Origin of the sequence: Saccharopolyspora endophytica (assembly GCF_018070075.1) — a bacterium.
GTDB lineage: Bacteria > Actinomycetota > Actinomycetes > Mycobacteriales > Pseudonocardiaceae > Saccharopolyspora > Saccharopolyspora endophytica.
The window spans coordinates 161,010-187,519 of sequence record NZ_JAGPXE010000015.1 but is presented as its reverse complement, the minus strand read 5'-3'; the positions used below and the strand labels follow the sequence as shown (position 1 = coordinate 187,519).

The following is a 26,510-nucleotide window of genomic DNA, read 5'->3' as shown; positions in this document are numbered from 1 at the left end:
GTGCAGAACGAGTTCAGGAACAATTTTCGAGGCGTCACAGCGGGCGGCCTATGTCGACGTGGACCACCACCTCGTCTCCGGAGATCTCGACCTGGTGGGTGCGGAGGGGTTCGGTGGCCGGAGGGCAGAGGGGTTCTCCGCTGCGGACGTCGAAGCGGGACAGGTGCACCGGGCACTCCAGCGACGTGCCGTCGAAGTGGCCGTCGCTGAGGACCGCCCAGGCGTGCGAGCACACGTCGTCGATCGCGTAGAGCCGCCCGGCGACGTTGAACACCGCGACCGGCGGGAGGGTGTTGAGCCGTCGCACGGTTCCGGGCGGGAACTCGTGCAGTCGGCACACTCGGACTCGATGCGTGGCCGGGGGCATCGACGCCACTCCTTCCGCCGGAGCTCCGGTGAAGCCGGCGGTCGCACCGGCCCCGCTGACGACGGTGCCGCAAGGTCCTCGACCGATCCGGCGGGCGGATCTGGTGAGGCCCTTGCGGCACTCGTGCGGTTCGAGCCGCGTGGTGGGAGCGGTGGATCAGTCCTCGTCGGCGCGGTGCAGGTAGCCGGTGACCTCGGCGCAGACGTCGATCACGGTGTATTCAGGGGTTTCCCAGGTCATCGCATTCTCCTCAGGTTCGTCTCGGCCGGTGGCGGTTTCCGGCCGCAGCGGGAGCCGGGTGGGTTGGCGACAATTCCCGAATTCCGCGCTGGAATTTCAAGTTAGGCGCACTCGTGACACCTGGGCAAGCCGGGTGGGACGAGTGCGCGACGAGCTCGCATGAACGGCAGGGGAGCGAAAACCAGCGGCACTGCCTGCGGTGCCCGAAAAGACGATCATGAACTGACGCGTATGGGTGAAAACGCTGGTAGCAGCCGGTGTCGCAGCGTGCGCGAAAAAGCCGGAAAAGGCGCGGAAATAGTTCGGAAAAAGGTCCTGTCCAGCGATGATGCGAGCAATTCGGTGACGCGGAGTGCGCATCGATACGCGGTGCTTATCGATGCATAAAAACGCGTGCGTTGAACTCTGGGCGACGCGGCGCGACGGTAGACCCAATCTACAACGGAGTGGAGCCGCAGATGACGATAGCGGAACGCGTGCGCGGCGTTGTCGAAGCGCACCGGGGCGAGCGCGGAGCCCTGCTTCCCATCCTGCACCACCTCCAGCAGGAGTTCGGCTGGATCGATCCGCAGGTGGTTCCGGTCCTGGCCGAGGAGCTCAACCTCTCGCGGGCCGACGTCCACGGGGTCATCTCCTTCTACACCGACTTCCGATCCGAACCCGCGGGCACCACCACGGTCAAGATCTGCCGCGCCGAGGCGTGCCAGTCGGTCGGCGCGGAACGGCTCGTGGCCGACGCCGAGCAGGTCTTCGGCGTCAAGGTCGGCCAGACCACCCCCGACCGCTCGGTCACCCTCGACCAGGTGTTCTGCCTGGGCAACTGCGCGCTCGGACCCTCCGCGCAGGTCAACGGAAGGCTGCACGGCCGGGTGGACCGCAGCCGGCTCGTCGAGATCCTCGCGGAGGGCAACGCGTGATCACCGTCTACGTACCCCAGGACTCCGCGTCGGTCTCCGTCGGCGCGAACGAGGTCGCCGCAGCCCTCCAGCGGGCGGCCGACGAACCGATCAGGTTGGTGCGCAACGGTTCTCGCGGCATGCTCTGGCTCGAACCGCTCGTCGAGGTCGAGACCGAGCGCGGTCGCGTCGGCTACGGCCCCGTCACCCCGGGCCGGGTGCCGGAACTGCTGGCGGCCGGGATGCTGCGCGGTGCCGACCACGAGCTGTGCCAGGGCGTGGTCGAGGACCTGCCGTGGATGCGCGACCAGCAGCGGCTGTGCTTCGCCCGCGTCGGCGTCACCGACCCGCTGTCCACATCGGACTACGAAGCGCACGGCGGCTTGCGCGGACTGCGCGCGGCGCTGGCCGCCGCACCCGCCGAGGTCGTCGAGGAGGTCACCACCTCCGGCCTGCGCGGGCGCGGTGGTGCCGGATTCCCCGCGGGCATCAAGTGGAACACCGTGCTCAAGGCCGAAGGACCCGCGAAGTTCGTCTGCTGCAACGCCGACGAAGGCGACTCCGGGACCTTCGCCGACCGGATGCTCATGGAGGGCGACCCGTTCTGCCTCATCGAGGGCATGACCATCGCCGCCCACGCGGTCGGCGCCACCGAGGGCTACATCTACGTCCGCTCCGAGTACCCCGACGCCGTGCGCACCCTGCGCCGCGCGATCGACGCCGCCTACGCGGTCGGCTGGCTCGGTGAGGGAGTGCTCGGATCGGAGCTGACGTTCGACCTGTTCGTGCGCGTCGGCGCCGGTGCCTACATCTGCGGCGAGGAGACCTCCATGCTGGAGAGCCTGGAGGGCAGGCGCGGCATGGTGCGCTCCAAGCCGCCGATCCCGGCGATCACCGGGCTGTTCGGCAAGCCGACGGTGGTCAACAACGTGCTCACCCTGGCCAGCGTCCCGGCGATCCTCGCCGACGGCGGCCGGCCCTACGCCGAGCTCGGCGTGGAGCGCTCGCGCGGCACGCAGGTCTTCCAGCTGGCGGGCAACATCGCGCGCGGCGGCGTCTTCGAATCGGCCTTCGGCATCACCATCGAGGAGCTGGTCAACGGCTACGGCGGCGGCACCCGGTCCGGGCGGCCGGTGCGCGCGGTGCAGATCGGCGGGCCCCTGGGTTCCTACGTCCCGCCGGAGCGGTTCGACCTGCCGATGGACTACGAGGCGCTGGCCGAGGCGCAGGCGATGCTCGGCCACGGCGGCATCACCGTCTTCGACGACACCGTGGACATGGCGGCGATGGCGCGCTTCGCGTTCGAGTTCTGCGCCGAGGAGTCCTGCGGCAAGTGCACCCCGTGCCGGGTCGGCGCGGTGCGCGGCGTCGAGGTCGTCGACCGCATCGTCGGCGGCGAGGACCGCGACGGCAACCTCGCCGTGCTGGGCGACCTGTGCGAGCTGATGACCGACGGATCGCTGTGCGCGATGGGCGGGCTGACCCCGAACCCGGTGCGCAGCGCGCTGGCGCACTTCCCCGAGGACTTCCTGAAGGAGGCGAAGTAGGCGATGGGTCTGCTGAAGGAACCCGACTACGGCACCCCGGCCAGACCGGGGGAGGCCACCATCACCGTCGAGATCGACGGCGTTGCGGTCACAGTGCCCGAGGGCACCTCGGTGATGCGCGCCGCGGCCGAGTCCGGCACCGACATCCCCAAGCTGTGCGCCACCGACAGCCTGGAGGCGTTCGGCTCGTGCCGGCTGTGCCTGGTGGAGATCGACGGACGCAAGGGCACCCCGGCCTCGTGCACCACACCGGTCACCGAGGGCATGAAGGTCAGCACCCAGACGCCGAGGCTGGAGAAGCTGCGGCAGGGCGTCATGGAGCTCTACATCTCCGACCACCCGCTGGACTGCCTGACCTGCGCGGCCAACGGCGACTGCGAGCTGCAGGACATGTCCGGCGTGGTCGGGCTGCGCCAGGTCCGCTACGGCTACGAGGGCGCCAACCACCTCGACGCGCCCACCGACAGCACCAACCCCTACTTCGACTTCGACGCCTCCAAGTGCATCGTGTGCTCCCGCTGCGTGCGGGCCTGCGACGAGGTGCAGGGCACCTTCGCGCTGACCATCGAGGGTCGCGGCTTCGACTCCAAGGTCGCGGCCGGGGCCGGTGATCCGTTCCTGGAGTCCGACTGCGTGTCCTGCGGCGCGTGCGTGCAGGCGTGCCCGACGGCCACGCTGCAGGAGAAGTCGGTGGTCGACCTGGGCATGCCGACCCGCTCGGTGCTGACCACCTGCGCCTACTGCGGGGTGGGCTGCTCGTTCAAGGCCGAGCTGCGCGGCGACGAGCTGGTGCGGATGGTGCCGTACAAGGACGGCGGAGCCAACGAGGGCCACTCCTGCGTCAAGGGCCGCTTCGCCTTCGGCTACGCCACCCACCCGGACCGGCAGCTCAACCCGATGATCCGGGAGAGCACCACCGACGAGTGGCGCGAAACCGATTGGGAGACGGCGATCTCCTACGTCGCCGAGAAGTTCCGCGACATCCAGGCCCGGCACGGCTCGAACTCCATCGGCGGCATCACCTCCTCGCGCTGCACCAACGAGGAGGTCTACGTGGTGCAGAAGATGGTGCGGGCGGCGTTCGGCAACAACAACGTCGACACCTGCGCCCGCGTCTGCCACTCGCCGACCGGCTACGGCCTCAAGCAGACCTTCGGGACCTCGGCGGGCACGCAGGACTTCCGGTCGGTGGCGGCCTCCGATGTCATCGTGGTGATCGGCGCCAACCCGACCGACGGGCACCCGGTGTTCGCCTCCCGGATGAAGCGCAGGCTGCGGGAAGGCGCGGAGCTGATCGTCATCGATCCGCGGCGGATCGACCTGGTGCGCAGCCCGCACGTCGAGGCCTCCCACCACCTGCAGCTCGCGCCGGGCACCAACGTCGCGCTGGTCAACGCGCTGTCGCACGTGGTGGTCACCGAGGGGCTGACCGACGAGTCGTTCGTGGCCTCGCGCTGCGAGGGCTTCGACGACTGGGCGGAGTTCATCGCCCGCCCGGAGAACAGCCCCGAGGAGGTCGAGTCGATCACCGGTGTTCCCGCCGAGCAGGTCCGCGAGGCCGCGCGGCTCTACGCCACCGGCGGCAACGGCGCGATCTACTACGGGCTGGGCGTCACCGAGCACAGCCAGGGCTCGACGATGGTGATGGGCATGGCCAACCTCGCCATGGTCACCGGCAACATCGGCCGCGAGGGCGTGGGCGTCAACCCGCTGCGCGGGCAGAACAACGTGCAGGGCTCCTGCGACATGGGTTCGTTCCCGCACGAGCTGTCCGGCTACCGGCACGTCGCCGACGACGCGGTGCGCGAGGTGTTCGAGAAGCTCTGGGAGCGCCCGATCCTGCCCGAACCGGGCCTGCGGATCCCGAACATGTTCGACGCCGCCGTCGACGGCAGCTTCCGGGGCCTGTTCGTGCAGGGCGAGGACATCGCCCAGTCCGACCCCAACACCCAGCACGTCGCGGCGGCGCTGTCGGCGCTGGAGCTCGTCGTGGTGCAGGACCTGTTCCTCAACGAGACCAGCAAGTTCGCGCACGTGTTCCTGCCGGGAACCTCGTTCCTGGAGAAGGACGGCACGTTCACCAACGCCGAGCGGCGGATCAACCGGGTCCGCCCGGTGATGGTGCCCAAGAGCGGCAAGGACGAGTGGCAGGTGGCCTGCGAGATCGCCCAGGCCATGGGCTACGACATGCACTACGACCACCCGCGCGAGATCATGGACGAGATCGCCTCGGTCACACCGACTTTCGCGGGCGTCTCGTTCGGCAAGCTCGACGAGCTGGGCAGCGTGCAGTGGCCGTGCAACGACAAGGCGCCCGAGGGCACGCCGATCATGCACGCCGAGGAGTTCGTGCGCGGCAAGGGCAAGTTCGTGCTCACCCCGTTCGTGGCGACCCGCGAGCGCAGCACCCGCAGGTTCCCGCTGGTGCTCACCACCGGGCGCATCCTGTCGCAGTACAACGTCGGCGCGCAGACCCGCCGCACCGCCAACGTCGCCTGGCACCCGGAGGACGTGCTGGAGATCCACCCGCACGACGCCGAGGACCGGGGCATCTCCTCGGGCGACGTGGTGAACCTGTCCAGCCGGGTCGGCACGACGTCGTTGCGGGCGAAGATCTCCGACCGGATGCCGGTGGGCGTGGTGTACACGACGTTCCACCACCCGGTGACCGGCGCGAACGTGGTGACCACGGAGAACTCCGACTGGGCCACCAACTGCCCGGAGTACAAGGTCACCGCCGTGCAGGTCGCCAGGGAGACCAGCGCCGAGAAGGCCGACGCCGAGCAGCGGGAGGCGGTGCTGACCGAATCATGAGCGCCGACGTCTCGCCGCAGGTGCGGATGGCCAACGACATCGCCATCCAGTTCGCGCACCTCCCGTCCCGCCAGGCGGCGCGGGAGGTGGCCCACCACATCACGATGTTCTGGGACCCGAGGATGCGGGCCGAGCTCGACCGGCTCGCCGACGCCCCACCCCCGGACATGGACCCCGTGGCCCTCGAAGCGGCCCGCCTGCTCCGCAGCGCGGGCGCCGGAGCCGGCTGACGGCTCCCACCGCAGAGGGGACGGTTCCCGCCGGGACCGTCCCCTCGTCCACGCTCAGGCGGGAACCGCTGTGCGGCGTGCGGCGAGGTCTCGGGCCGCGACCTGCGGGGTGGTTCCGCCGTCGCGCGCGCCGGTGAGGATCTCGGTCACCGTCGTGCCGATCGCGCTGATGCGCGGGGTGGTCTCCTCCTCGGTGAGGCCGAGCTCCTCGCGGCAGACGGCGTGGATGATGCCTCCCGCGCCGGCCACCACGTCGGGCACCCACGTGATGCCCCGCTCGTGGAGGGTGGAGGCGACGTCGTCGTGCGTGAGCTGGTTGTTGGCCGGTCCGACGATCAGCCTCGCTCGGCACGTCCGGGCCCGTTCCTCGGACAGGAGCCCTCCGACGGCGGCCGGGACCAGGACGTCGAACTCCTCGTCGAGCAGGTCCTCGGTGCTCCAGGTCAGCCCTGCCGCCTCGGCGGTCGCGCGCCTGCTCCCGTCGAGGTCGCCGGTGGTCACAGCGCATCCGCGCGCGGCGAGCTCGTCGGCGACCAGGCGTCCGACGCTGCCGTACCCGATCACGCCGACCCGCAGGTCCGCGAGGGCGCCGGTGCCGAAGACGTGGTCGGCCGCCGCGTCCAGCGCGGCGAGCACACCGCGGGCCGTGGCGGTGCTCGAATTGCCGCTCCCGCCGCTGGACTCCGGCCGGCAGAACGCGAGTCCGCCGGTCAGCCGGTGGAGGATCTCCATGTCCGCCGGGGTCGAGCCGATGTCGGGACCGGTCAGGTAGGCGCCGTCGAGCGAGGTGATCACCTCCGCGAGGTCTTCGAGCACCAGCAGGCGGTCCCGCTCGTCGAGGACGGCGTCGGCGTCCATGATCACCGCCTTGCCGCCGCCGTGCGGCAGCCTCGCCAGCGCCGCCTTCTCGGTCATCGCGCGGGCGAGGCGCACGACGTCGTCGACTCCGTCGCGCCAGTCCGGGTACGACTTGATCCGGCAGCCGCCGATGGCCGGGCCCGCCTGGGTGGAGTGGACGGCCACGGCGATCACGACGCCCGAGCGGCGTCCGCGCACCACGCGCAGCTGTTCGTGGTCGAGTGCTTCTGGGGAGGAATCTGATCGGCTCACGTAGCCAGTCTGGTACGGATTCGGCAGTTGGTTCTTCCAGTTCGTTGTTATGTTCGGGAAGTGAGTGAAAATCCGAACATGGATCGGACGGACCGGCTGATCGTGGAGGCTCTCCAGCGAGACGCCAGGATTCCCATGCGCGACCTGGCGGAGCTCGTGGGTGCCGCGCCCTCGACGTGCTCCGAACGCGTCCGGCGCCTGGAGGCCCGGGGCTTGATCACGGGATTCCACGCGGCCGTGGACCGCCACGCGCTCGGCCGGGCGGTGGAGGCGATGGTGTTCGTCCAGGTCCGGCCCCTGAGCCGTCAGCTGATCGACCAGTTCCACGCCGACGCGCTGGCCATGCCCGAGGTGATCGCGATCTTCGGCCTCGCCGGCGGCGACGACTTCCTGCTGCACGTCGGCGTTCGCGACGTGCCCGCGCTGCACGCGTTCCTCGTCGACAGCCTGAGCAACCGCCGCGAGATCGTGCAGTTCCGCAGCTCCATCGTCTACCGCCACGACCACAAGAAGGCCCTGGAGGACCTCACCCCGATCGACGGCTGAACGCCCGGGCTCGGCAGGTGTTTGCCGGGAGGTGGTGCCGGGTAGGTCATCGGGAGTTGCGACCGTTCGTGACGGGAGGGACGTCATGCCGCAGAGCGCGTGGAACTCCAAGGAGGAGCGGCAGTACGAGCACATCAAGCAGGGCACCAAGAAGCGCGGGTCCAGCGAGGGCCGGGCGGAGGAGATCGCGGCCCGGACGGTGAACAAGAACCGCGCGCAGAAGGGGACGGCCAAGCAGCGCAGCAAGGTCTCCACCGAGGACATCCCGCCGCAGCGGCGTGGCGGCAAGCGCTCCGGGAACCGCCAGGGGCCCGGCGGCCGCACCAAGCAGCAGCTCTACGAGGACGCCAAGAGGGAGGGCATCGAAGGCCGTTCCAAGATGACCAAGGACGAGCTGCAGAAGGCCCTCTCGCGGAGGTGAGGTGAGTCCGGGCGTGGCCGCCGGTCACGTCCGGACGATTTTCGTTCGGGAAGCAAATCGGGACTTCGCGTTCGTCGCGGAACCGCTCCGGAACCGGCGACGTCGGAGCGGTGTAGGCGGCGTCTGAGCGCGACGGCATCGGTCACGAGCCGAGAACCGTTGTGCGCGTGGGAAATGCGGAGTCACCGATGTTGACCGAACGAACCAGCGAGTTAGCCCGAATATCCGAATCCCTGGCCGACTGCGAGCGGGGCAGGGGTCGGGTCGTGCTCATCGGCGGTGGGCTGGCCACGGGCAAGACCGCCCTGCTGGACGCGCTCGGTGACCTCGTCGGAGAGCGGGCGGCGCTGCTGCGCGCGGTGGGTTCGCGCGCGGAGCGGGAGCTGCGGCTGGGCGTGGTGACCCAGCTGCTCGCCGGTGCGGAACCCGTCGTGCGCGACAAGGTGGCTCGCCTCGCCGAGTCGCCGCTGGACGTCCGGTCGCTGGAGGAGGTCGGCGCGCTGCTGCTGGAGTCGGGCGGTGAACGCCCGGTGGTGCTGGCCGTCGACGACGTGCACCTCGCCGACCCGGAGTCGCAGCAGGCGCTGCTCTACCTGCGCAGGAGGATCACCTCCGCGCGCGTGCTGCTGGTGCTGACCGAGTGGGAGCGCCCGAACCTGGCGCGCGAATCCGCGCACGCGGAGCTGGCCCGCCAGCCCGATCACCGGATCGACCTCGCCCCGCTGACGCCCGCCGGCGTGGCCGAACTCCTCGACAGCGAAGACGTCTGCGCCACAACAGCGTTCGAGCTCAGCGGCGGAAACCCGTTCCTGCTCGGGGCACTTCTGGAAGACGGTCTCGTGGTGGGTCCGCACCTCCGGCGGGCCGTGCTGGACTGCCTGACCCGCTGGGACGCGGACTTCCTCGCCGTGGCCGAAGGGGTTGCGGTGCTCGGTGATTCGGCATCGCCGGCCCTCGTCGCCGAGCTGCTGGCGATGACCGCGCGCTCGGTCGGTCCCGTGCTCGACGCGCTCGGCGCGGCCGGGCTGCTCCGCGACCACCACCTGCGCCATCCCGACGTCCTGCTGGAGAGCCTCGAGCCGGCCGAGGCGGCCAGGTTGCACGCCCGAGCGGCTGAGCTGCTGCACCGACGTGGCGCCCCAGCGGTGGAGATCGCCCGCCACCTCACCGCGGCCGGTGCCGTGCCCGGCCGCTGGGCGATGCGCCCGTTGCGCTACGCCGCCGAGCAGTCCCTCGTGGACGATCCCGAACTCGCCGTCGGCTGCCTGGAGCTCGCCCTGAACTCCTCGGAGGACGACGGCGAGCGCGTCGAGCTGCGCGCCGCCCTGGTCCGCGCGGCCTGGCGCATCAACCCCGCCATCGCCGCCCGCCACCTCGGCCCGCTCGCCGACCGGAGGGACCTGTGCTGGCGCGACGCCGTCCCGGTGGCCCGCCTGCGGCTCTGGCAGGGCGATCCGGGCGCGGCGGGAGAGCTCCTGCGCATCACGCGCGCGCACGCCGGTGAACCCCATCCGCGCGAGGCCGCCGAACTGCGCGTCGCCGCCGAGTGGATCCACGGCCGCTCCCTCGACGTCGAACCGCTGAACAGCGGAGATGCCTCGTGGCAGGCGACCGCCGGTCTCGTCGGGACGTGGACCCGCGAGGTGCCGGGGGAGGTGCTGCGCGCCGCCGAGCACCTCCTGCAGTGCTGCGCGGGTGAGGTGCTGCCCGACGCGGCCGCGGCCGCCGTGCTGGCCCTGGACCACGTGGGCCACGCCGACCGGGCCCGGCACTGGTGCGACGCGCTCATCGCCCAGGCCCGCAGGCAGGGCGCCACCACCGCGCGGGCGCTGATCGGCGCGGCCCGCGCCGACATGTCGTGGCGTCGCGGCGACCTCATCGCCGCCGAGGCCCAGGCGCAGGAGGCGCTGCGACTGCTGCACCCGCAGACGTGGGGAGTGCTGGTGGGCCTGCCGCTGTCCACGCTGATCCTGGTCAACTCGGCGTTGGGCAGGCACGACACCGCGGCCGAACTGCTCACCCGCCCTGTCCCGGACGAGATGGCGGCGACCACCTTCGGCATCCGCCACCTGCACGCCACCGGCAGGCACCACCTGACCAGCGGACGCACCCTCGCCGCGCTGGACGCCTTCGAACGGGTCGCCGCCCGGATGCGAGCCGGTGACCCGGCGATCCCCACGACGATCCCGTGGCGCGGTGACCTCGCCCAGACCTACCTGCTGCTGGGCAGAAGACGCGAGGCCCGCGAACTCGTCGCCGAGCAGCTCGCCGGCACCTCCGGCGGCGTGCGCATCCTCGCGATCACGCTGCGAGTCCTGGCCGCGTGCAGCGACCCCCGCCAGCGCGTCGCCGTCCTGCGCGAAGCCATCCAGCTGCTGGAGCGCTGCGGCGACCGGTTGGAACTCGCCCGCGCGCTGGCCGACCTCAGCCAGGCGCACAACGAGCTCGGGCAGCTCCGCAACGCCCGCCTGGTGCTGCGCAAGGCCGACCAGATGGCCAAGGCCTGCCAGGCCGACATCCTGTCGCACCGGCTCCGCGACTCCCTCGACGCGGCCCGCCCCGAAGCCGCCCCCACCCCGGCGGGAACGCCGCTGCTCAGCGAGGCGGAGCGCAAGGTCGCCGAACTCGCCGCCCGAGGCCAGACCAATCGCGAGATCGGGCGCCGCCTCTACATCACCGTCAGCACCGTCGAACAACACCTCACCCGCGTCTACCGCAAGCTCAACGTCCGCAAGCGCACCGAACTCCCAGCAGAACTCTCCCGCCTCCACGACTCCGAGGAATCGCACGCTGTTACCCGTGTGTCCGAGGGGACGGGGACGCGTACCTCTGATGAAGCAACTGCACGGTACTGAAGGCACGATCGACCCGGCCGGAGTTGCCCGGGTACTCCGTCTTCCAGTCCTCGAAGAGCGGATGGTGATCGTGCCGGTGGAGGTCCGGGGCGACGGTGGCGACCAACTGCGCCAAGCCACGTGCTCGTTCGCTGCGAGGGTTCTTCTCGCACTGCTCGCACAGGCTGAGCAGGGCTCGCAGCGATGACTTGCGCGTCTGCTGATCGAGGAAGACGCGCCGGAAGAGTCGCGCGACCAGCCACGGGTGCGGGTCGACGAGAATCGGGTTCTCCTGCTTGGGGAGGGATTGCAGGTAGTTCTTCGGGTCGGTGAGACCGAGCGCGGCCTGCGCGCAGTCGAGGCCGACGGAGCGGAGATTGGTCAGCTGTTCGGCGTCGCGGCGGTGGCCGTGCGGGCGCGTCCACTCGACGAGCGCACGCAGGATCAGCTCGCGGTTGACCGGCCGACTCAACAGCGAGGTCACCGCGACCTTGACGGCCGGAACGAGTTTGGCATCGCTTCGAGCGATCGTCTCGAGCCGGGTCATCGCTCGCTCCGGATCACGCACGCCGTGCTCCGTGGCGTACACCAGAGCCGCAGTCCACTTGCGGTGGAAGCGCGATCCCGTGCACCAGGTCCGAACGAGCGGTTCGACGAAGTCCTTCGTGCCGGGATCGTCGGCGAACCTCGCCAGGAGCTCTGCGGCGAGTTCGTTGGAAGTCAGAGATTGCTTGCTCGCGAGCGTCTTGATGTGTTCCAACGGGTCGGTGTGGGGAAGACCGGTGATGACGTCGTGCAAGGCTTTCGCGCAGTACCACTGGAATCCGTTCTTGGCCTGGCGCGCCATCCAGTCCACGATCACCGGGCGGAACAGGTCGTATTCGAGCCAGGCTCGGCGGAAGGCCCACTTCGCCCAGTCCGATCGTCTGAAGTGGACGGTCTCTCGGAAGAGACTGGCCCCTTTGGCATGGGGATGCCACGTCGTCGTCGCGTTCAAGCTGCTGAGGATGACGCTCTTGCTGAAGTCGAAGATCTTCCGCTGTCTGAGACGCTTGTCATCCGGGTTGTCCGCCTTGGCGATCATCTCCTCCAACTCCTCGGCGGCGCTCATCACGTCGCCGTAGTCGCGGTTGGTGAAGACGGAGATGGCAACCAGCATGGCGTACTCGATCGTCGACCGATCCTCGTGGAACCAGTCTGCTACCAGGTACTGGCCTTCGCGCGAGAGATCGGCCAGTGCGGGCTCCAGCTCTCGCTCGCCCTCGTGCACGTCCCACGCGCGGATGGCCACGAACTCCGCCTCGTTCGGCGCGGAGTCATCGCGGAGATGTGCGCGGAAGTCCTCGGTGAGGATCGTGTCGACGAGATCTGTGGGGCAATCCGGGTGCGATCGCAGGAACTCCCTCGCCACCTGGGTGGAGTCGGGTCGACCGAGCCGGCCCTCGAACTTCTGGAGGCCGACTTCCAACGCCTCGTCGACGATGACCACCACGTAGCACTGATTCCGCTGAGCCCAGGTTGCCACGCGCTCGGCCGTGTGGGGCGCGATCTTCTGCTGCCACTGCGATTCGGTTCCTTGCCAGATGAACCCTCCCTCTCTGTCGAGTTGTTCGTCGGTGATGCTGTCGAACGAACGACGCACGTTGAGCTGTGAGATCGTGCGCGCACCGCAGTCGACCAGCATTCGGATCGCGGCCAGCGACCTGCCGGTGCCCTTGCCTCTTAGAAGAACGAGATTGCTCTTCTTCAACGTTGCCAGGGCATCGTCGTAGCCCGGGCAGGGAACGAAGTGATTCTTGGCGCGTTCCAGATCGTGGTCGGAGACGCGAAAGTCGTGCAGATCCGGCTTGGAGAACGCCGAACCGGTGTAGTTGTTGTAGTTGACCGAGCCGCTGACATGGCCGACGTTGACGCCGTTGTTGGTCTTCGTCTCGTTGTTGACCGTGTTCGTGGAGTCGGTCTTCCTCGCGTCGTTTTTCAGGGGAGTGGTGTCGGAATCCGCGGTGCGTTCCGGTGCTTCGACGGTGCTCATCGCGACTCCCGGGTGGTGTAGTTGATCGACCCGCTGACATGACCTGCGCTGATGCCGTAGTTGTTCTCGCCGGTGTAGTTCGTGACGTGGACTTGTCGCGGCTGCTGTTCGACGTGGTTGCGGTCGCCTGCGATCTGAATTCCCTGGTTGCCGCCGCTGTTGCTGATCGAGTGACCTGCGGAGCGCGTGTCATCAGCAGGCTCCGACGAGACCGGCGGAGCCTCGCGAGACGGCTCGGTGAGCTGCGCGGGGTTGACACCTGCGATGCGCACCCAGGCCTTCTGGTCGAACTCCTTGTGCTCGATGTTCATCGGCCCGAAGTCGTGGCGGGTGATGGCCCGGGTGTAGTCGCCGCCGAAGACCGCTCGATGTGCGTCGTCGGACAGGATGAGCGCCGTGGTGAACCGGTCGGCGGGCAGGGAGGAACGCCAGCGCTTGACGAGCGCTTGGAACTCGTCGGCGTCCAGAAGCCGGCACACGTCGATGTTGGGGCGGTACAGCCCGAACTCAGCCGGCAAGGGGCCGAGGTGCAACGCGATGCGCAGCCGGATCTCGGGCTTGGCCGACAGGTTGTGGCGGATCAGCAGCGCGTCGATCGACGCGACCAGGTCGATCAGCGCGGGGAGGTGCTGACTCGGGTAGGCCCGCAGGAAGCCGTCGCCGCTGAACTGCCCGTTGCGGTGCGCGTTCTCGGCGATTCCGACCTCGCTCGAGGCCTCCGCCACGATCGTCTCCACGAGATGGGGAATCCTGCCGAGGTGTTCCGGCTTGGTCCCGCCCGATTCGATCGTGTCCGCGGTCAGCAGGGCGCAGTGCTCGGGCATCAGCGATGGGTCATTCGTTCGGCGCAAGGGTCGACTCCGTTCCGTCACTCTGGGTGGGTGAACGGAGTCTTGCCGAGTGGATGGACGCGCATCTCCCTGAAATCAGGGAGATGCGCGTGTTCTTTCGACTACTTCATGTGATCGGACGAGCGCGCAGATAGCCGCGGAGGAGGTGGGGATCGGGCAGCACGAAGGTCAGTCGGCGGGTGCGAAGCAGACCCCGGTCGCCCAGCTGCTTCAACGCCGCGTCCACGGTCGCCTCGCCGGCGCCGACGCACTGAGCCAGGTCCTTGCGGCTCAAGCCGCTGATGGCCACGCCGTCGCGGGTTCGTTCGCCGAGCGCTTGGCCCCACGCGAGGAGCTGACGGCACACCCTCGTGGGCACGTCCTGCGAGGCCAGGTTGATCTGGCGCTGATCCGCCCGGTGCAGGCGCTCGTACGCGATGCGACCGAGGATCAGCGGCAGCTCGGGATGTCGCCGCAGGAACTCCTTGAAGTCCCTGTGGTGAATCCTCGTCGCCTCGCACGCGGTGTGGGCCACGACCGTGGCGCTGCGGGGCTTCGACTCCATCACGCCTTGCTCGCCGATGAGTTCGCCCTTGCCGTAGAGACCCGCGATCAGGTCGCGACCGTTGCCCGCCAGCTGGACCTTGACGAATCCGCGCTCGATGAGCAGGACGTGATCACTCGGCCGGTCGACCAGCAGCAACAGCTCGTTGCGGTCGAAGCCGGCGCGAGTGCCCAGTCCGCGCAGCTCGGCGCAGAGGTCCGCGCCCGCATGAGTGACGAAACTGTCCTGCGCGGGCAAATAACCCGCATCGACGTCTTCTGCTGAGCCCCCATGTTCCACCCGTTGATCATCCGTTGGCGATCGTGCGGACAGATAGCGCTTTTCGAGCGATTGGTTACCACTGAACGGGTGGGTGTGGCCGACGAGCAGCGGTGGGGACCAGCGGAATTTCACCTTGTCGGAGCAGTGGGTGGGTTTGGTTTTCCCTCTGCTGGGCGGTGTTTCGCTTTCGGGTTGTTGACGGTGGGGGTGTGCGATGCGACTATCGTGCGCACCACGCAGCCAGCCGTCACCGATTCTTCGCTCGTGCACGTGCCTTTCCGGGTGTCGTTCTCCTGTCATTTCCCGCAGGGGCGATTCCTGCGTCGCCGTAGATTTCCGCTTGCCCGAGGGGAGGTCGGTCGATGGTGGTTTCCGGGCCGGCCAGGATCAGTGCTCCCGTCGGGTCGTTCTACCGGATGTCGGTCGAGGTGTTCCGCCACGGATTCCGGCGCCCTTTCCAGCTCCGGGAGTTCTTGCAGCAGGCGTGGATGATCGTGAGCGTGTCGGTGGTGCCGACGCTGCTGGTCGCCATCCCGTTCTGCGTCATCGTCGTCTTCCAGCTCAACCAGCTGCTCACCGAGCTGGGCGCCGCAGACCTGGCCGGGGCCGGAGCGGGGCTGGCGGTGGTGCGCGAGATCGGGCCGATGGTCAGCGTCCTGGTCGTCGCCGGAGCGGGTGCGACCGCGATCTGCGCTGATCTGGGCGCGCGGAAGATCCGCGACGAAATCGCGGCGATGAGCGTGATGGGCCTGAATCCCGTGCAGCGGCTCGTGGTTCCCCGAGTTCTCGCTTCCACGGTCGTGGCGCTGGCGCTCAACGGATTGGTGACCTTCGTCGGATTGGCGGGCAGCTTCCTGTTCTCGGTGCTCGTGCAGAATGCGAGCGCGGGTCTTTTCCTCGCGAATCTCACACTTCTCACCGGAATCGATGATCTTCTGGTGAGCGAGTTGAAAGCGGCGGTCTTCGGATTGCTGTCCGGCCTCGTCGCCTGCCACCTCGGCCTCAACGCCAAGGGCGGTCCGAAAGGCGTCGGTGATGCGGTGAACCAGACCGTCGTGTTCAGCTTCATCCTGCTGTTCGCCGCGAACTCGCTGATCACCGCTGTGTTCCTGCAGGCGAGGGGCTGACCGTGGCGAACGGTGGATCCAAGCGGGCCGAGGTGATCCGGGTACCGCTGCGCAAGCTGGAGGACACCGGCCGCCAGGTCGTCTTCCACGGCCGGGTCTACGCGTCGGTGCCGACCGCCCTGGTGCGCTACAAGCGCGAGGTGCTGCGGCTCATCGCCGAGGTCAGCCTCGGCACCGGCGGTCTCGCGGTCATCGGCGGGACGGTCGTGATCGTGGTGTTCATGACCGCCGCGATCGGCGTCGAGGTCGGTCTGCAGGGCTACTCCTCGCTGGCCAACGTCGGGGTCGAGGCGCTCGCCGGGTTCGTCTCCTCCTACGCCAACACCCGCGAGGCAGCGCCGGTCATCGCCGGGGTGGCGCTGACGGCCACGGTCGGCGCGGGCTTCACCGCGCAGCTCGGGGCGATGCGGATCAGCGAGGAGATCGACGCGCTGGAAGTGATGGCGGTCCGGTCGGTTCCGTACCTGGTGACGACCCGGATCATCGCCGGGTTCGTCGCCATCATCCCGCTGTACTCGCTGGCGGTGCTGGGTTCGTTCGCCGCGACGAGGCTGGTCGTGACCGTCGCCTACGGGCAGTCCTGGGGCACCTACGACCACTACTTCAGCGCGTTCCTCGTGCCGACGGACCTGCTGTGGTCGTTCGTCAAGGCGCTGGCCATGTCGGTCGTGGTGATGTCGGTGCACTGCTACCACGGGTTCGCGGCCACCGGCGGCCCGGCGGGCGTGGGCCAGGCGGTGGGGAAGGCGGTGCGCGGCTCGCTGATCGGCGTGATGCTGGTCGACCTGCTGCTGGACCTGGCGATCTACGGTTCCGACTCCTCGGTCCACATCTCGGGGTGATGGCGGTGAACTTCAGGCACGTGCTGGCCGGCGCCGGGTTCACGGCGCTGCTGGTGCTGCTGTCGGTGCTCTCGATCGCCCAGTACCACCGGGTCTTCGACCGCGTCGTGCCGATCACCGTCCTCGCCGACCGCTCCGGACTGCTCATGGAACCGGGCTCACCGGTCAAGCTGCGCGGCGTCGAGGTCGGCTCGGTCAGCGAGGTCACCACCGACGGGACCGGCGCGAAGGTGAGCGTCGAGCTCGACCCCGAGCACGCCGAGCGGATACCGGCGGAGCTCTCGGCGAACCTCGTCCCGACCACGGTGTTCGGCGCCAAGTACGTCGAGCTGCGCACCGGACGGGAATCCGGCGAGCACATCGCCGCCGGCGCCGTCATCGACCGGGCTCGGGTGAACGTCGAGCTGGACCACACCTTCGACCACGTCGTGCGCACCCTGCAGCGCGTGCCGCCGAGCAAGCTCAACGCGGCCCTGACCTCGGTCTCCGGGGCGTTGCGGGGCAACGGTGAGCGCATCGGCGAGCTGATCACCGGTACCGACGACTACCTGCGCGCCTTCAACCCGCACCTGCCCGAGCTCGAAGCGCGCCTGCCCGAGATCGCCGCGGTCGCCGAGGACTACCGGGCCGTCGCCGACGACCTCACCACCACCGCCGCCAACCTCGGCGGGACCAGCACCACCCTGGCCGAGCGGCACCGGGCGTTCGCGGCGTTCCTGCTGTCGCTGACCGAACTCGGCAACACCACCGGCGGGCACCTGGAACGCCACGGCGACCAGCTGGTGACCACGCTCGACACCCTCGCGCCCAGCACCGCGCTGCTGCACCGCTACTCGCCCGCGGTGCCGTGCTTCTTCGGCGGCGTGGTGCGCAACGGCGAGCTCATCCGCGCGGTCACCGGAGGCCCGGAGTTCGGCGGCACGCACCCCAACGCGCACGTCACCGTCAGCCTGCTGCCCGGCGCCCCCGCATACCGGTACCCGGAGAACCTGCCCAAGACCGGCGTCGACACCGGCCCGCAGTGCCACGGGCTGCCCGAGGTGCAGGGCATCCCGCCGTACGTCAACTACGACACCGGGGCCAACCCGTACTCCGGTCACGACGAGACCGTCGCGATCAACCCGGACCTGCTCGCCGTCTACCTGTTCGGCCCGCTCTCACCGATCGGAGGTGGCCGGTGAGGGGCGAGGTCATCAAGCTGGCGGTGTTCTTCGCGATCGCCGCCTTCGCCGCGGGCTACATCGGCGTCCTGCTGGCCGAAACCCGAAGCGCCGGAGCGGAAACGCAGGTGCGCGCGGTGTTCGCCGACGTGTCGTACCTGGAACCCGGTGACCCCGTGCGCGTCGCCGGGGTGCGGGTCGGTCAGGTCGACGAGCTGCGGATGCGGCCGGACGCGACGGTGCTGGTGACGATGTCGGTCTCCGGCGCACCGCCGCTGACCGGCGGAACCCTCGCGGCGGTCAAGTACCGCGACCTGGTCGGCAACCGCTACCTCGAACTCGCCGAAGGCGGGGGAGGACCGCCGCTGGCGGGCGGTGTCATCCCGCTGGAACGCACCCGGCCCGCGCTGGACCTCGACGTGCTGGTCGGCGGCTTCCAGCCGCTGTTCCAGGCCATGTCGCCGGAGCAGGTCAACCAGCTGTCCGGTTCGCTCATCCAGACCTTGCAGGGCGAGGCCGGGGCGCTGAACTCGTTCCTGACCTCCCTCGCCTCGGTCACCGGCACCCTCGCCGACCGCGACCGGCTCATCGGCGACGTCATCGGCAACCTCAACGCCGCGCTCGCCACCTTCGACGAGCACGACCGGCAGGTCTCCGACGTCATCGCGCAGACCCGGCAGCTGGTCGGCGGGCTGAGCGCCGACCACCGCTCGGTCACCGGCGCCGTCGACCACCTCCACGGGCTGACCGCGTCCACCGCCGACCTGCTGCCGCGGCTGCGCCCCGACCTCAACGCCGAGATCGGTGATCTGCGCACCCTCTCCGGCACGCTCAACGCCCACGACGAGCAGCTGCGCACCGCGCTGCGCGAACTGCCCGAGGCGTACCGCCGGATCGGCCGGATCGGCGTGAACGGCAACTTCTTCAACGCCTACCTGTGCAGCGTGCGAGTCCGCACCAGCGCCCCGACCGGCGGATACCTCCACACGCCGTGGATCGACAGCGACGTGCGGCGCTGCGCCGAGGAAGCGGGGAACTGACATGACCGACTCGCGGCTCGGCGTGATCGGCTCGGTGCTGATCGCGATCGCCGTGCTGTTCTCCCTCAGCGGCGACGCGATCTCGCCCTTGCTGGCCGGACGAGGACTGCAGGCGGTGTTCGCCGAGGCCGGGGGACTGGTCGAAGGTGATCCCGTCGTCGTGTCGGGCATGACCGTCGGCCGCGTCGAGGGCGTCGAGCTGCGCGACACCGACGTGCTCGTCTCCTTCACCGTGGACGAGCCCGACCTGCGGGTGGGCGAGACGAGCACCGCCGCGATCAAGGCCCAGAGCGCGCTCGGGGAGAAGGCCCTGAGCCTCGCCCCCGCCGGGCCCGGCGAGCTCCCCGACGACGCGCAGATCCCGCTGTCGCGCACCGTCGCGCCCTTCGACGTCACCCAGGCGCTGCAGGGCCTGACCGAGCAGACCTCGCGGCTGGACACCGAGCGGCTCACCGCGGCCATCGACACCGTCGCCGGAACGCTCGAAGGAACCGCGCGCAGCGTCCCCGGAGCGCTGACCGGGCTGCGGCGGCTGGCCGAGAGCGTCAACGCCCGCGACACCGAGCTGCGGTCGCTGCTCGAGCACTCGCGGGCCACGACGCGGGTTCTGGCGCAGCACGATGCGGACCTGCGCGCGATCTTCGAGGAGGGAACGGTGCTGCTGGCGGCGCTCAACGAGCGCCAGGCCGCCATCGAACGGCTGCTCGCCGACCTGACCACCACCGCCGACCAGCTCGACGCGCTCGCGCGGGAGAACGACGCGCAGCTGCGGCCGGCGCTGGCCGAGCTGCACTCGGTGCTGGCGATCCTGCGGGAGAACCGCGACAACATCACCACCGCCGTGCACGAGGCCGTGCCGATGCTGCGCACGCTCGGCGAGGTGGTCTCCACGATGCCCGCGCTGGACGCCTACTTCGCCAACATCCCGCCGACCAACGCGGTTCCAGGCCTGCAACAGCTGCTCGGGAGGGGGAACCGATGATTCGCCGAGCCCTGGCGATCCTGTGCGCGGTGCTGTTCGTGGCCGCCGCGGCCCACCTGCTGTCCGCCGACGGGCAGAAGCACGCCACCGCCCACTTCGCGAGCGCGAGCGGCATCCACGTCGACGACGAGGTGCGGGTGCTGGGCGTGCGGGTCGGGGAGGTCGAGGAGATCGTGCCCGAGGGCACGGGCGTGCGGGTGCGCTTCGGCTACGACGCCGACCGCGCGGTCCCCGCCGACACCTCCGTCGCCCTGGTCGCGCCGAGCCTGGTCAGCGGCCGGTACCTGCAACTCGCGCCGGTGTACCGGGGCGGGCCGGTGCTCGCCGACGACGCCGAGATCCCGCGATCGCGCACCCTGGTGCCCGCCGACTGGGACCGGACCAACGCCGAGCTCACCGAACTGGCCAAGGCGCTCGGGCCCGGCGGCGCCAACCGCGACGGCGCCGTGTCCCGCGCGATCGAGGCCGGAGCTGCCAACCTGGGCGGCAACGGGCCCGAGTTCCGCCGCACCCTCGACGCGCTCGCCGGGACCTCCACCACGGTCGCGGCGGGCAGCGAGGACCTGTTCGGCAGCCTGCGCGACCTCGACGAGTTCACCTCGAACCTCAACGCGAGCCAGGAGCGGCTGCGGGCCTTCTCCACCCAGCTGGCCTCGATCAGCGCCCTCGCCGAGGACAACCGCGCGAGCCTGAGCCAGGCGCTGGCCTCCTCCGACCGGGCGCTGGGCACGATCACCGACTTCACCCGCACCCACGAGCAGCAGCTCGGCGACACCGTCGGTTCGCTGCGCGAGGTCACCGCCACGCTGGCCGCGAGCCGCGCCGACCTCGCCGAGGTCCTGCACATCGCGCCGCAGTCGCTGGCCAACCTCTACAACGTCTACGAACCGGTCACCGGCTCGGCCAGCACGCGGGTGCAGATCCCCTACACCGCGAGCCTGTCCACCTTCAGCTGCCAGATGGTGTTCTCCGCCGGCGGCACCATCGACGACTGCCGGGCGGCGCTGGACCCGCTGCTGCGACCCCTGGACGCACCGCACCTGCCGGTCGGCCTGGACCCGCTGCACCGGCCCGGCAACCCGCACCAGCAGCCGCCACCGGGAGGGCCGTGATGCGCCTGATCGCCCTCCTGCTGATCACCGGCCTGCTGGCGGGGTGCGCGGTCGACAGCGCCCGGATGGTGCCGCTGCCGGGCGGACCGGGCAGCGGCACCGACGCGCGACGCGTGGTGGTGCGCTTCGCCGACGTCGCCAACCTCGTGCCGCGCTCGGAGGTCAAGGTCGACGACGTCACCGTCGGTGCGGTCCGCAGCATCGGTCTGCACGGCTGGCAGGCGCAGGTCGAGATCGGCCTGGACCCGGGCGTGGTGCTGCCCGCCAACGCCGTGGCCAGCATCGGGCAGAAGAGCCTGCTCGGCGCCCAGTACGTCGAACTGGCGGCCCCGCCCGACCCGGTGGGACGGCTCGGCGACGGTGCCCTCATCCCCGCCGAGCGCACCAACCGCTACCCGGGCACCGAGGAGCTGCTGGCCGCCCTGTCGCTGTGGCTCAACGGCGGGGGACTGCGCCAGGTCCGGGTGATCACCGACGAGCTCAACCGGGCGCTGAGCGGGAACGAGCAGCAGGCCGCGGACCTCATCCACCGGCTCGACGTCCTCGCCCGCTCCGCCGACGAGCAGAAGGCGCAGATCATCCGCTCCCTCGAAGCCGTCGACGGGCTCGCCGCTCGGCTGCGCGCGAACTCCGAGCGGCTCGGCCGCGCCTTCGACGAGCTGGGACCGGGGATCCGCGTCCTCAACGAGCAGCGCGACGCGTTGCGCTCGGCCCTGGACGCCTCCAGCAGGCTCGGCGCGGTCGGAACCGACGTGCTCAACCGCTCCCGCGAGGACCTGCTGGCGACGGTGCACGACCTGCGCCCGACGCTGCACCAGCTCGTCGCAGCCGGCGACGACGTCCCGAGGTCCCTGGACACGCTGGGAACCCTGCTGTTCCCGCTGAGCACCTACAAGAAGATCGTGCGCGGCGACTTCCTGAACCTGGCGGTGACCCTGGACCTCTCGGTCCCGAGCCTGGAATCCGGGCTGCTGGCCGGAACTCCCGTCGAGACCGTCTTCGACGCCGCCCGCACCGCCCTGCAGGCCACCGACCCGATCCGCGGCCCGCTGGGCATCGGCTCGCCCGTCGAGGAACCACCGCCGTCACCGCCACCCGCGAACCCGCCGCCGGACCCGGCCCTGCCGCTGCTCGGCGACCTGCTGGGAGGTGGTTGATGCTCACCAGACGAGTGCGGCTCCAGCTCGCGGCCTTCGCCGTGCTCACCGTGTTCGGGGTGAGCACGGTGCTGGTCAACTACCTCGACCTGCGCCAGCTCCTGGGCTTCGGGCAGTACGAGGTCACCGCCGTGTTCTCCGACGCCACCGGTCTGCACCCGGGCGCGATGGTCGGCTACCGCGACGTCGAGATCGGCAAGGTGCGTTCGATCGACCTCGGCGACGGCACCGCGGTGGCCACGCTCGGCATCGACGACGACGTGCGCGTCCCCGCGCGGGTGAGCGCCGCGATCCGCAGCAAGTCCGCGATCGGGGAGCAGTCGGTCAACCTCACCCCGTCCGGCGACGGACCGCCCTGGCTGGCACCGGGCGACCGCATCACCGACACGACGACGCTGCCACGCACCGACGAGCTCATCACCAGCCTCGACGACCTCGCCGCCTCCATCCCGCAGGCGGAGCTCAACGTCGTCCTCGACGAGCTCACCACCGGACTGCGAGGTCGGGAACCGCAGGTCACGACCCTCCTGGAGAACACCAGGACGGTGCTGCACCAGGCCGGGCTCCACCTGGAACCCACCGTCGGGCTCATCGCCGAGCTCGGGCCGTTCCTGCGCACGCAGCGCGACATCGCACCCGAAACCCGTTCCACTCTAAGGGATCTCGCTTCGTTCACCGAGCAGCTGCGGCGCAGCGACGGTGACCTGCGCGGGGTTCTGGCCCGCACCCCGCCCGCGGCCGAGGAGCTGATCGGCTTGCAGGACCGGCTGATGCCGGCGCTGCCGCACCTGCTCGCCGACCTGGACGCCACCGGGCAGGTGATCCGGACCCAGCTGCCCGGCGTCTCCCAGACCCTGGTGCTCTACCCGGCGATGACCGCGGCGCTGCAACGCGTCGTCCAGGAACCCGGTGCCGCGCCCGGCAGCGCCCACCTGGGCATCCGCTTCTCCGTCAACAGCACGCCGCCCTGCTACTCGGGCTACACGCCGATGTCGCAGCAGCGCTCCTTCGACGACACCTCGCCCGCGCGGACACCACCGGACCAGTACTGCAAGGTCGCTCCCGACGATCCCCGGTCGATCCGCGGAACGCGGAACTACCCGTGCGCCAACGATCCCGGCCGCCGCGGGCCGACCGCGGCCGCGTGCGGGGCGCGACCGGAGGAGGTCGTGGCCTCCTACGACCCGAGCACCGGCAACGCGATGCTGCCCGACGGTCACCTCCTGGTGCTCGGTGACGTGGCTGAACAACGGGGAGGGGAGCCGACCACATGGCACGATCTGCTGCTCAAGTGAGGCGCACCGGGGGCCTGGTGGTGGCGACGCTGCTGCTGATCGGGCTCGCCGCGCTCGGCACCCACTTCCACAACGCGGCCGAAGCCGCCGCGGAGCGGGACGAATCCGACCGGCAGGCGGTCGTCGTCGCGCGGCAGGCCGCGCTGGGGCTGACCAACATCAGCGCGCAGACCGTCGAGAAGGACTCCCAACGCCTGACCGCGCTGGCGACCGGTGACTTCAGGGACCAGTTCGCCCAGCAGAGCACGGCGTTCCGCGACATCGTCACCGGCTCGAAGGTGACCTCCCGGGGCGAGGTGGTCGAGGCGGCGCTGTCGAGCTCCGACGGCACGACGGCGGTCGCGCTCGCCGCGGTGCGGGCCACGGTCGGCAACGCGGCGTCACCGGAGGGCCAGCTGCGCCAGTACCGGTTGCGGATCACCTTGGAGAAGACCGGCGAGACCTGGCTCGTCGCCAACCTGGAGTTCGTGCCATGACCACCACCGCAGACGCCGTCGAGGAGCGGGACGTCGCCGAGAACCCGGGACGCCGCCGGATCGCCACCGCACTGGTCGTGGTGGTGCTGCTGGCGGCCACGGCCGCCGTCGTGGTCCTGCACCAGCGGCAGGCCGCCGCCGCCCGGGTCGCAGCGGCTCGGGCCGCCGCCACCGAGGTGGCGACCCGGCGCATCCCCGAGGTGCTCAGCTACAGCCACGAATCGCTCGACCGCGACCTGGCCGCCGCCGAGAGGGCGGTGACCGGCGGCTTCGCCCGCGACTACCTCGAACTCCAGCGCACCATGATCCGCCCCGCCGCCGTCCGCGACCGGATCAGCACGCGCACGACGCTGTCCGCGCTGGGGGTCGTCACCGCCACCGACCGGCAGGTGGTGCTGCTGGCGTTCATCAACCAGCTCACCACGAGCAGCCGCCAACCGGCTCCGCTGATCGAGGGAGCTCGGGTCCGGGTGACGATGGAGAAGGTCGGCGACGACTGGCTGGTGTCCACTCTGGACACGGTGTGAACTGGTATTTCCTCGATTGATGTTCACCGCGTCTGTGACAGCGGGGATGAGACCCCGATCATGTGCCAGTGCCGGTGTGATGTTGACCCCGGGGTGGCGCGGTGCGAGTATCGGTGGGACGACGTTCCCACCACGAGCCGTGTCAGAGCCCGTTCCGCTGAGTTCACGAGCTGATCCCCCTCTTGTCGTTCACCGAGGTTGTTCCCCGCTCAGGTCGTCCTCAGGGCGGAGGTGGTCGCTCGACGGTCGGCCGAAAACTCGGCAGGACCACGCCGTTCTTCCAAAGGGGGAGGAGCAGCAATGGTTTTCCAGCTGGAGAAGGTCAACGAAGCGATACGACGGCGGGTTCCGCCGCTCACCTCGATGCCGCTGCCGCGCTCGGTCGACCAGCGCATCTTCGAAAAGCAGTGGCCCGTCACCGAACTCGCGCCACCACCACCCGGCAGCGGCCTCAAACCCGTGCTCGGCGACGCCGGAGCGCCGCTGATCGGCCACTCGCTGGACTTCATGCGCTACGGTCCCGCGTTCGCGCTGCGCCGGTTCGAGCTCTACGGCCCGGTCTCCTGGGCCTACTCTCTCGGCCAGCGCATGGTCACCCTCGGCGGTCCGGAAGCCACCTCGGCCGCCTTGGTCAACAAGGACAAGGCGTTCTCCCAAGGCGGTTGGCGCAAGCTCATCGACAGGTTCTTCCACCGCGGCCTGATGCTGATGGACTTCGAGGAGCACCTCGGGCACCGGCGCATCATGCAGCAGGCCTTCACCCGGCAGCGCCTCACCGGCTACGTCGACCAGATGGGCCCGACGCTGCGCGAAGGCGTCACCTCCTGGGGCGGGCAGGACAAGACCCGGCTGTACTGGCTGCTCAAGCAGCTGACGCTCGACGTGGCGACCCGGGTGTTCATGGACCGGCGCAGCGGTCAGGAAGCCGACCGCGTCAACCGCGCCTTCGTCGACTCGGTGCGCGCGGCCACCGCCGTGGTGCGCTACCCCGTTCCGGGCGGGCGCTGGGCGGCCGGCCTGGCGGGGCGCAAGCTGCTGGAGCGCTACTTCGCCGACAACATCGGGACCGCCCGCGCGGTCGAGGGCGACGACCTGTTCTCCGCGCTGTGCCACGCCCGCAGCGAGGACGGCGAGCAGTTCGGCGACGACGACGTCATCAACCACATGATCTTCCTGATGATGGCCGCCCACGACACCTCCACCATCACCAGCTCCGCCGCGGCCTACTACCTGGCCAAGCACCCCGAGTGGCAGGAGCGGGCCCGCGCCGAGTCGCTGGCGATGGGGGAGGAGATCCCCGACATCGAGGCGCTGGAGAAGCTCGACACGCTGGACCTGGTGATCAAGGAGGCGCTGCGGCTGGTGGCGCCGGTGCCGTCGATGGTGCGCGAGACCGTCCGCGACACCGAGGTGCTGGGCCACCACGTGCCCGCGGGCACGATGGTCGGCGTCTCACCGCTGGTCAACCACTTCTCCCCGGACCACTGGACGAACCCGTTCGACTTCGACCCGGAGCGCTTCGCCGAGCACCGCCGGGAGGACAAGTCGCACCGCTTCGCCTGGATGCCCTTCGGCGGTGGGGCGCACAAGTGCATCGGCCTGCACTTCGGGACGCTGGAGGTGAAGCTGCTGCTGCACGAGATGCTGCGCGCCTACACCTGGAGCGTCCCGGACGACTACGAGGTCAAGTGGGACTACGTGTCGCTGCCGGTCCCGGTCGACGGGCTGCCGGTGCGGCTGCGCCGGAGGTGATCTTCGATTCGTCGCGGTTCCCGGCCCGATCTCCGCGGGGCTAGTGGCTGTTGATGAGTGCGGCGGAGCCGCATCCTCTTCCACCACCTGACGGCAGGGCCGCCCACCAGGCCCGGATCAGGGTCAGCCCGGAGCGCGTGGACCTGCTGCGCGCGGACCTGGTGGCGTTCATGATCAACGGCGGTGACCGGGCGGCCTGTCGCAGATCCCGGGCTTCGACCAGCTGCCGGGCACCGTTATGGCCTACCCGACGATCGCGGCCTCAACACCCCGTCACCGCTGTCCCTGCCCTACGCCCTCGACCAGTTCCGCCCGGCTCTGGAGGCCGCCGCGGCGAAGTGACCCGC

General features: G+C 70.1%; 24 protein-coding genes. 19 read left to right on the top strand and 5 right to left on the bottom strand.

Features of this window, described 5'->3' with window-relative positions:
* Positions 1–34: 34 nt before the first annotated feature.
* Positions 35–367, bottom strand: coding sequence for a bifunctional 3-phenylpropionate/cinnamic acid dioxygenase ferredoxin subunit (locus KBO27_RS28630; protein ID WP_210972961.1), 333 nt, complete (start codon positions 365–367; stop codon positions 35–37).
* Between the two features lie 698 nt (positions 368–1,065).
* Here KBO27_RS28630 and KBO27_RS28625 point away from each other — a divergent pair.
* From KBO27_RS28625 to KBO27_RS28610, 4 genes are read left to right on the top strand one after another with little or no spacing between them, the layout of a single operon-like run.
* The gene (locus KBO27_RS28625; protein WP_132679046.1) at positions 1,066–1,524 is read left to right on the top strand and encodes an NAD(P)H-dependent oxidoreductase subunit E; all 459 of its coding nucleotides are present in this window, start codon (positions 1,066–1,068) and stop codon (positions 1,522–1,524) included.
* Positions 1,521–3,050: a formate dehydrogenase beta subunit gene (locus KBO27_RS28620; protein WP_307870675.1), complete on the top strand. Its 1,530-nt coding sequence runs from the start codon at positions 1,521–1,523 to the stop codon at positions 3,048–3,050. Before KBO27_RS28625 ends, KBO27_RS28620 begins: the two co-directional genes overlap by 4 nt.
* Before the next feature lie 3 nt (positions 3,051–3,053).
* Positions 3,054–5,864 carry a formate dehydrogenase subunit alpha gene (fdhF, locus tag KBO27_RS28615; RefSeq protein ID WP_210972960.1) on the top strand — a complete coding sequence of 937 codons (2,811 nt, stop codon included), beginning with the start codon at positions 3,054–3,056 and terminating at the stop codon, positions 5,862–5,864.
* Positions 5,861–6,094, top strand: a complete 234-nt coding sequence (locus KBO27_RS28610; RefSeq protein WP_210972959.1) for a formate dehydrogenase subunit delta — start codon at positions 5,861–5,863, stop codon at positions 6,092–6,094. Before fdhF ends, KBO27_RS28610 begins: the two co-directional genes overlap by 4 nt.
* Before the next feature lie 54 nt (positions 6,095–6,148).
* Here KBO27_RS28610 and KBO27_RS28605 read toward each other — a convergent pair whose 3' ends face one another.
* On the bottom strand, positions 6,149–7,204 hold the full coding sequence (locus KBO27_RS28605; RefSeq protein ID WP_307870674.1) for a Glu/Leu/Phe/Val dehydrogenase dimerization domain-containing protein: 1,056 nt from the start codon (positions 7,202–7,204) through the stop codon (positions 6,149–6,151).
* 78 nt (positions 7,205–7,282) lie between these two features.
* On the opposite strand from KBO27_RS28605, the gene KBO27_RS28600 reads away from it, so the two are divergent.
* The 3 genes from KBO27_RS28600 (at position 7,283) to KBO27_RS28590 (ending at position 11,026) form a co-directional block, all read left to right on the top strand.
* Positions 7,283–7,750 carry an Lrp/AsnC family transcriptional regulator gene (locus tag KBO27_RS28600; protein ID WP_210972958.1) on the top strand — a complete coding sequence of 156 codons (468 nt, stop codon included), beginning with the start codon at positions 7,283–7,285 and terminating at the stop codon, positions 7,748–7,750.
* Between the two features lie 85 nt (positions 7,751–7,835).
* Positions 7,836–8,171, top strand: coding sequence for a plasmid stabilization protein (locus tag KBO27_RS28595; protein ID WP_210972957.1), 336 nt, complete (start codon positions 7,836–7,838; stop codon positions 8,169–8,171).
* A gap of 188 nt (positions 8,172–8,359) precedes the next feature.
* The gene (locus KBO27_RS28590) at positions 8,360–11,026 is read left to right on the top strand and encodes a LuxR C-terminal-related transcriptional regulator (protein WP_210972956.1); all 2,667 of its coding nucleotides are present in this window, start codon (positions 8,360–8,362) and stop codon (positions 11,024–11,026) included.
* On the opposite strand, the gene KBO27_RS28585 is transcribed toward KBO27_RS28590, so the two are convergent.
* From KBO27_RS28585 to KBO27_RS28575, 3 genes are all read right to left on the bottom strand, one after another.
* Positions 10,965–13,037 (bottom strand): hypothetical protein, encoded by a 2,073-nt coding sequence (locus KBO27_RS28585; RefSeq protein WP_210972955.1) that lies wholly within the window; start codon positions 13,035–13,037, stop codon positions 10,965–10,967. The two genes, KBO27_RS28590 and KBO27_RS28585, sit on opposite strands and share 62 nt — an antisense overlap.
* Positions 13,034–13,861 (bottom strand): hypothetical protein, encoded by an 828-nt coding sequence (locus KBO27_RS28580; RefSeq protein ID WP_210972954.1) that lies wholly within the window; start codon positions 13,859–13,861, stop codon positions 13,034–13,036. Before KBO27_RS28580 ends, KBO27_RS28585 begins: the two co-directional genes overlap by 4 nt.
* Positions 13,862–13,994: 133 nt before the next feature.
* Positions 13,995–14,963, bottom strand: coding sequence for a Crp/Fnr family transcriptional regulator (locus tag KBO27_RS28575; protein WP_210972953.1), 969 nt, complete (start codon positions 14,961–14,963; stop codon positions 13,995–13,997).
* Between the two features lie 92 nt (positions 14,964–15,055).
* Between KBO27_RS28575 and KBO27_RS28570 the strand changes: the two genes are divergently transcribed.
* From KBO27_RS28570 to KBO27_RS28515, 12 genes are all read left to right on the top strand, one after another.
* Complete coding sequence (locus tag KBO27_RS28570; protein ID WP_210972952.1) at positions 15,056–15,820, top strand: MlaE family ABC transporter permease; 765 nt, start codon at positions 15,056–15,058, stop codon at positions 15,818–15,820.
* A complete protein-coding gene (locus tag KBO27_RS28565; protein WP_372448889.1) occupies positions 15,817–16,662 on the top strand; it encodes an MlaE family ABC transporter permease in 846 nt (281 codons plus the stop codon). The genes KBO27_RS28570 and KBO27_RS28565 overlap by 4 nt, the downstream gene beginning before the upstream one ends.
* 5 nt (positions 16,663–16,667) lie before the next feature.
* On the top strand, positions 16,668–17,843 hold the full coding sequence (locus KBO27_RS28560) for an MCE family protein (protein WP_210972951.1): 1,176 nt from the start codon (positions 16,668–16,670) through the stop codon (positions 17,841–17,843).
* The gene (locus KBO27_RS28555; RefSeq protein ID WP_210972950.1) at positions 17,840–18,862 is read left to right on the top strand and encodes an MCE family protein; all 1,023 of its coding nucleotides are present in this window, start codon (positions 17,840–17,842) and stop codon (positions 18,860–18,862) included. The genes KBO27_RS28560 and KBO27_RS28555 overlap by 4 nt, the downstream gene beginning before the upstream one ends.
* Before the next feature lies 1 nt (position 18,863).
* Positions 18,864–19,844, top strand: a complete 981-nt coding sequence (locus KBO27_RS28550; RefSeq protein WP_210972949.1) for an MCE family protein — start codon at positions 18,864–18,866, stop codon at positions 19,842–19,844.
* The gene (locus tag KBO27_RS28545; protein WP_210972948.1) at positions 19,841–20,956 is read left to right on the top strand and encodes an MCE family protein; all 1,116 of its coding nucleotides are present in this window, start codon (positions 19,841–19,843) and stop codon (positions 20,954–20,956) included. Before KBO27_RS28550 ends, KBO27_RS28545 begins: the two co-directional genes overlap by 4 nt.
* Positions 20,956–22,113: an MCE family protein gene (locus KBO27_RS28540; protein ID WP_210972947.1), complete on the top strand. Its 1,158-nt coding sequence runs from the start codon at positions 20,956–20,958 to the stop codon at positions 22,111–22,113. Before KBO27_RS28545 ends, KBO27_RS28540 begins: the two co-directional genes overlap by 1 nt.
* Positions 22,113–23,408: an MCE family protein gene (locus tag KBO27_RS28535; protein WP_210972946.1), complete on the top strand. Its 1,296-nt coding sequence runs from the start codon at positions 22,113–22,115 to the stop codon at positions 23,406–23,408. Before KBO27_RS28540 ends, KBO27_RS28535 begins: the two co-directional genes overlap by 1 nt.
* Positions 23,405–23,884 (top strand): Rv1363c family protein, encoded by a 480-nt coding sequence (locus KBO27_RS28530; RefSeq protein ID WP_210972945.1) that lies wholly within the window; start codon positions 23,405–23,407, stop codon positions 23,882–23,884. Before KBO27_RS28535 ends, KBO27_RS28530 begins: the two co-directional genes overlap by 4 nt.
* Positions 23,881–24,411, top strand: coding sequence for a hypothetical protein (locus KBO27_RS28525; protein ID WP_210972944.1), 531 nt, complete (start codon positions 23,881–23,883; stop codon positions 24,409–24,411). The genes KBO27_RS28530 and KBO27_RS28525 overlap by 4 nt, the downstream gene beginning before the upstream one ends.
* A gap of 300 nt (positions 24,412–24,711) precedes the next feature.
* Entirely contained in the window at positions 24,712–26,163 is a 1,452-nt protein-coding gene (locus KBO27_RS28520) for a cytochrome P450 (RefSeq protein WP_210972943.1), read from the top strand.
* A 183-nt stretch (positions 26,164–26,346) separates the two neighbouring features.
* Positions 26,347–26,505 (top strand): hypothetical protein, encoded by a 159-nt coding sequence (locus KBO27_RS28515; RefSeq protein WP_210972942.1) that lies wholly within the window; start codon positions 26,347–26,349, stop codon positions 26,503–26,505.
* Positions 26,506–26,510: the final 5 nt, after the last annotated feature.

What these genes read in the sequence shown, in the direction of transcription:
- KBO27_RS28570 (WP_210972952.1), top strand. Translation starts at nt 15,056, where the DNA reads ATGGTGGTTTCCGGGCCGGCCAGGATCAGTGCTCCCGTCGGGTCGTTC.
- KBO27_RS28580 (WP_210972954.1), bottom strand. Translation starts at nt 13,861, where the DNA reads ATGCCCGAGCACTGCGCCCTGCTGACCGCGGACACGATCGAATCGGGC.
- KBO27_RS28585 (WP_210972955.1), bottom strand. Translation starts at nt 13,037, where the DNA reads ATGAGCACCGTCGAAGCACCGGAACGCACCGCGGATTCCGACACCACT.
- KBO27_RS28540 (WP_210972947.1), top strand. Translation starts at nt 20,956, where the DNA reads ATGCGCCTGATCGCCCTCCTGCTGATCACCGGCCTGCTGGCGGGGTGC.
- KBO27_RS28600 (WP_210972958.1), top strand. Translation starts at nt 7,283, where the DNA reads ATGGATCGGACGGACCGGCTGATCGTGGAGGCTCTCCAGCGAGACGCC.
- KBO27_RS28550 (WP_210972949.1), top strand. Translation starts at nt 18,864, where the DNA reads ATGACCGACTCGCGGCTCGGCGTGATCGGCTCGGTGCTGATCGCGATC.
- KBO27_RS28520 (WP_210972943.1), top strand. Translation starts at nt 24,712, where the DNA reads ATGGTTTTCCAGCTGGAGAAGGTCAACGAAGCGATACGACGGCGGGTT.
- KBO27_RS28595 (WP_210972957.1), top strand. Translation starts at nt 7,836, where the DNA reads ATGCCGCAGAGCGCGTGGAACTCCAAGGAGGAGCGGCAGTACGAGCAC.
- KBO27_RS28535 (WP_210972946.1), top strand. Translation starts at nt 22,113, where the DNA reads ATGCTCACCAGACGAGTGCGGCTCCAGCTCGCGGCCTTCGCCGTGCTC.
- KBO27_RS28545 (WP_210972948.1), top strand. Translation starts at nt 19,841, where the DNA reads ATGATTCGCCGAGCCCTGGCGATCCTGTGCGCGGTGCTGTTCGTGGCC.
- KBO27_RS28525 (WP_210972944.1), top strand. Translation starts at nt 23,881, where the DNA reads ATGACCACCACCGCAGACGCCGTCGAGGAGCGGGACGTCGCCGAGAAC.
- KBO27_RS28630 (WP_210972961.1), bottom strand. Translation starts at nt 367, where the DNA reads ATGCCCCCGGCCACGCATCGAGTCCGAGTGTGCCGACTGCACGAGTTC.
- KBO27_RS28610 (WP_210972959.1), top strand. Translation starts at nt 5,861, where the DNA reads ATGAGCGCCGACGTCTCGCCGCAGGTGCGGATGGCCAACGACATCGCC.
- KBO27_RS28590 (WP_210972956.1), top strand. Translation starts at nt 8,360, where the DNA reads ATGTTGACCGAACGAACCAGCGAGTTAGCCCGAATATCCGAATCCCTG.
- KBO27_RS28625 (WP_132679046.1), top strand. Translation starts at nt 1,066, where the DNA reads ATGACGATAGCGGAACGCGTGCGCGGCGTTGTCGAAGCGCACCGGGGC.
- fdhF (WP_210972960.1), top strand. Translation starts at nt 3,054, where the DNA reads ATGGGTCTGCTGAAGGAACCCGACTACGGCACCCCGGCCAGACCGGGG.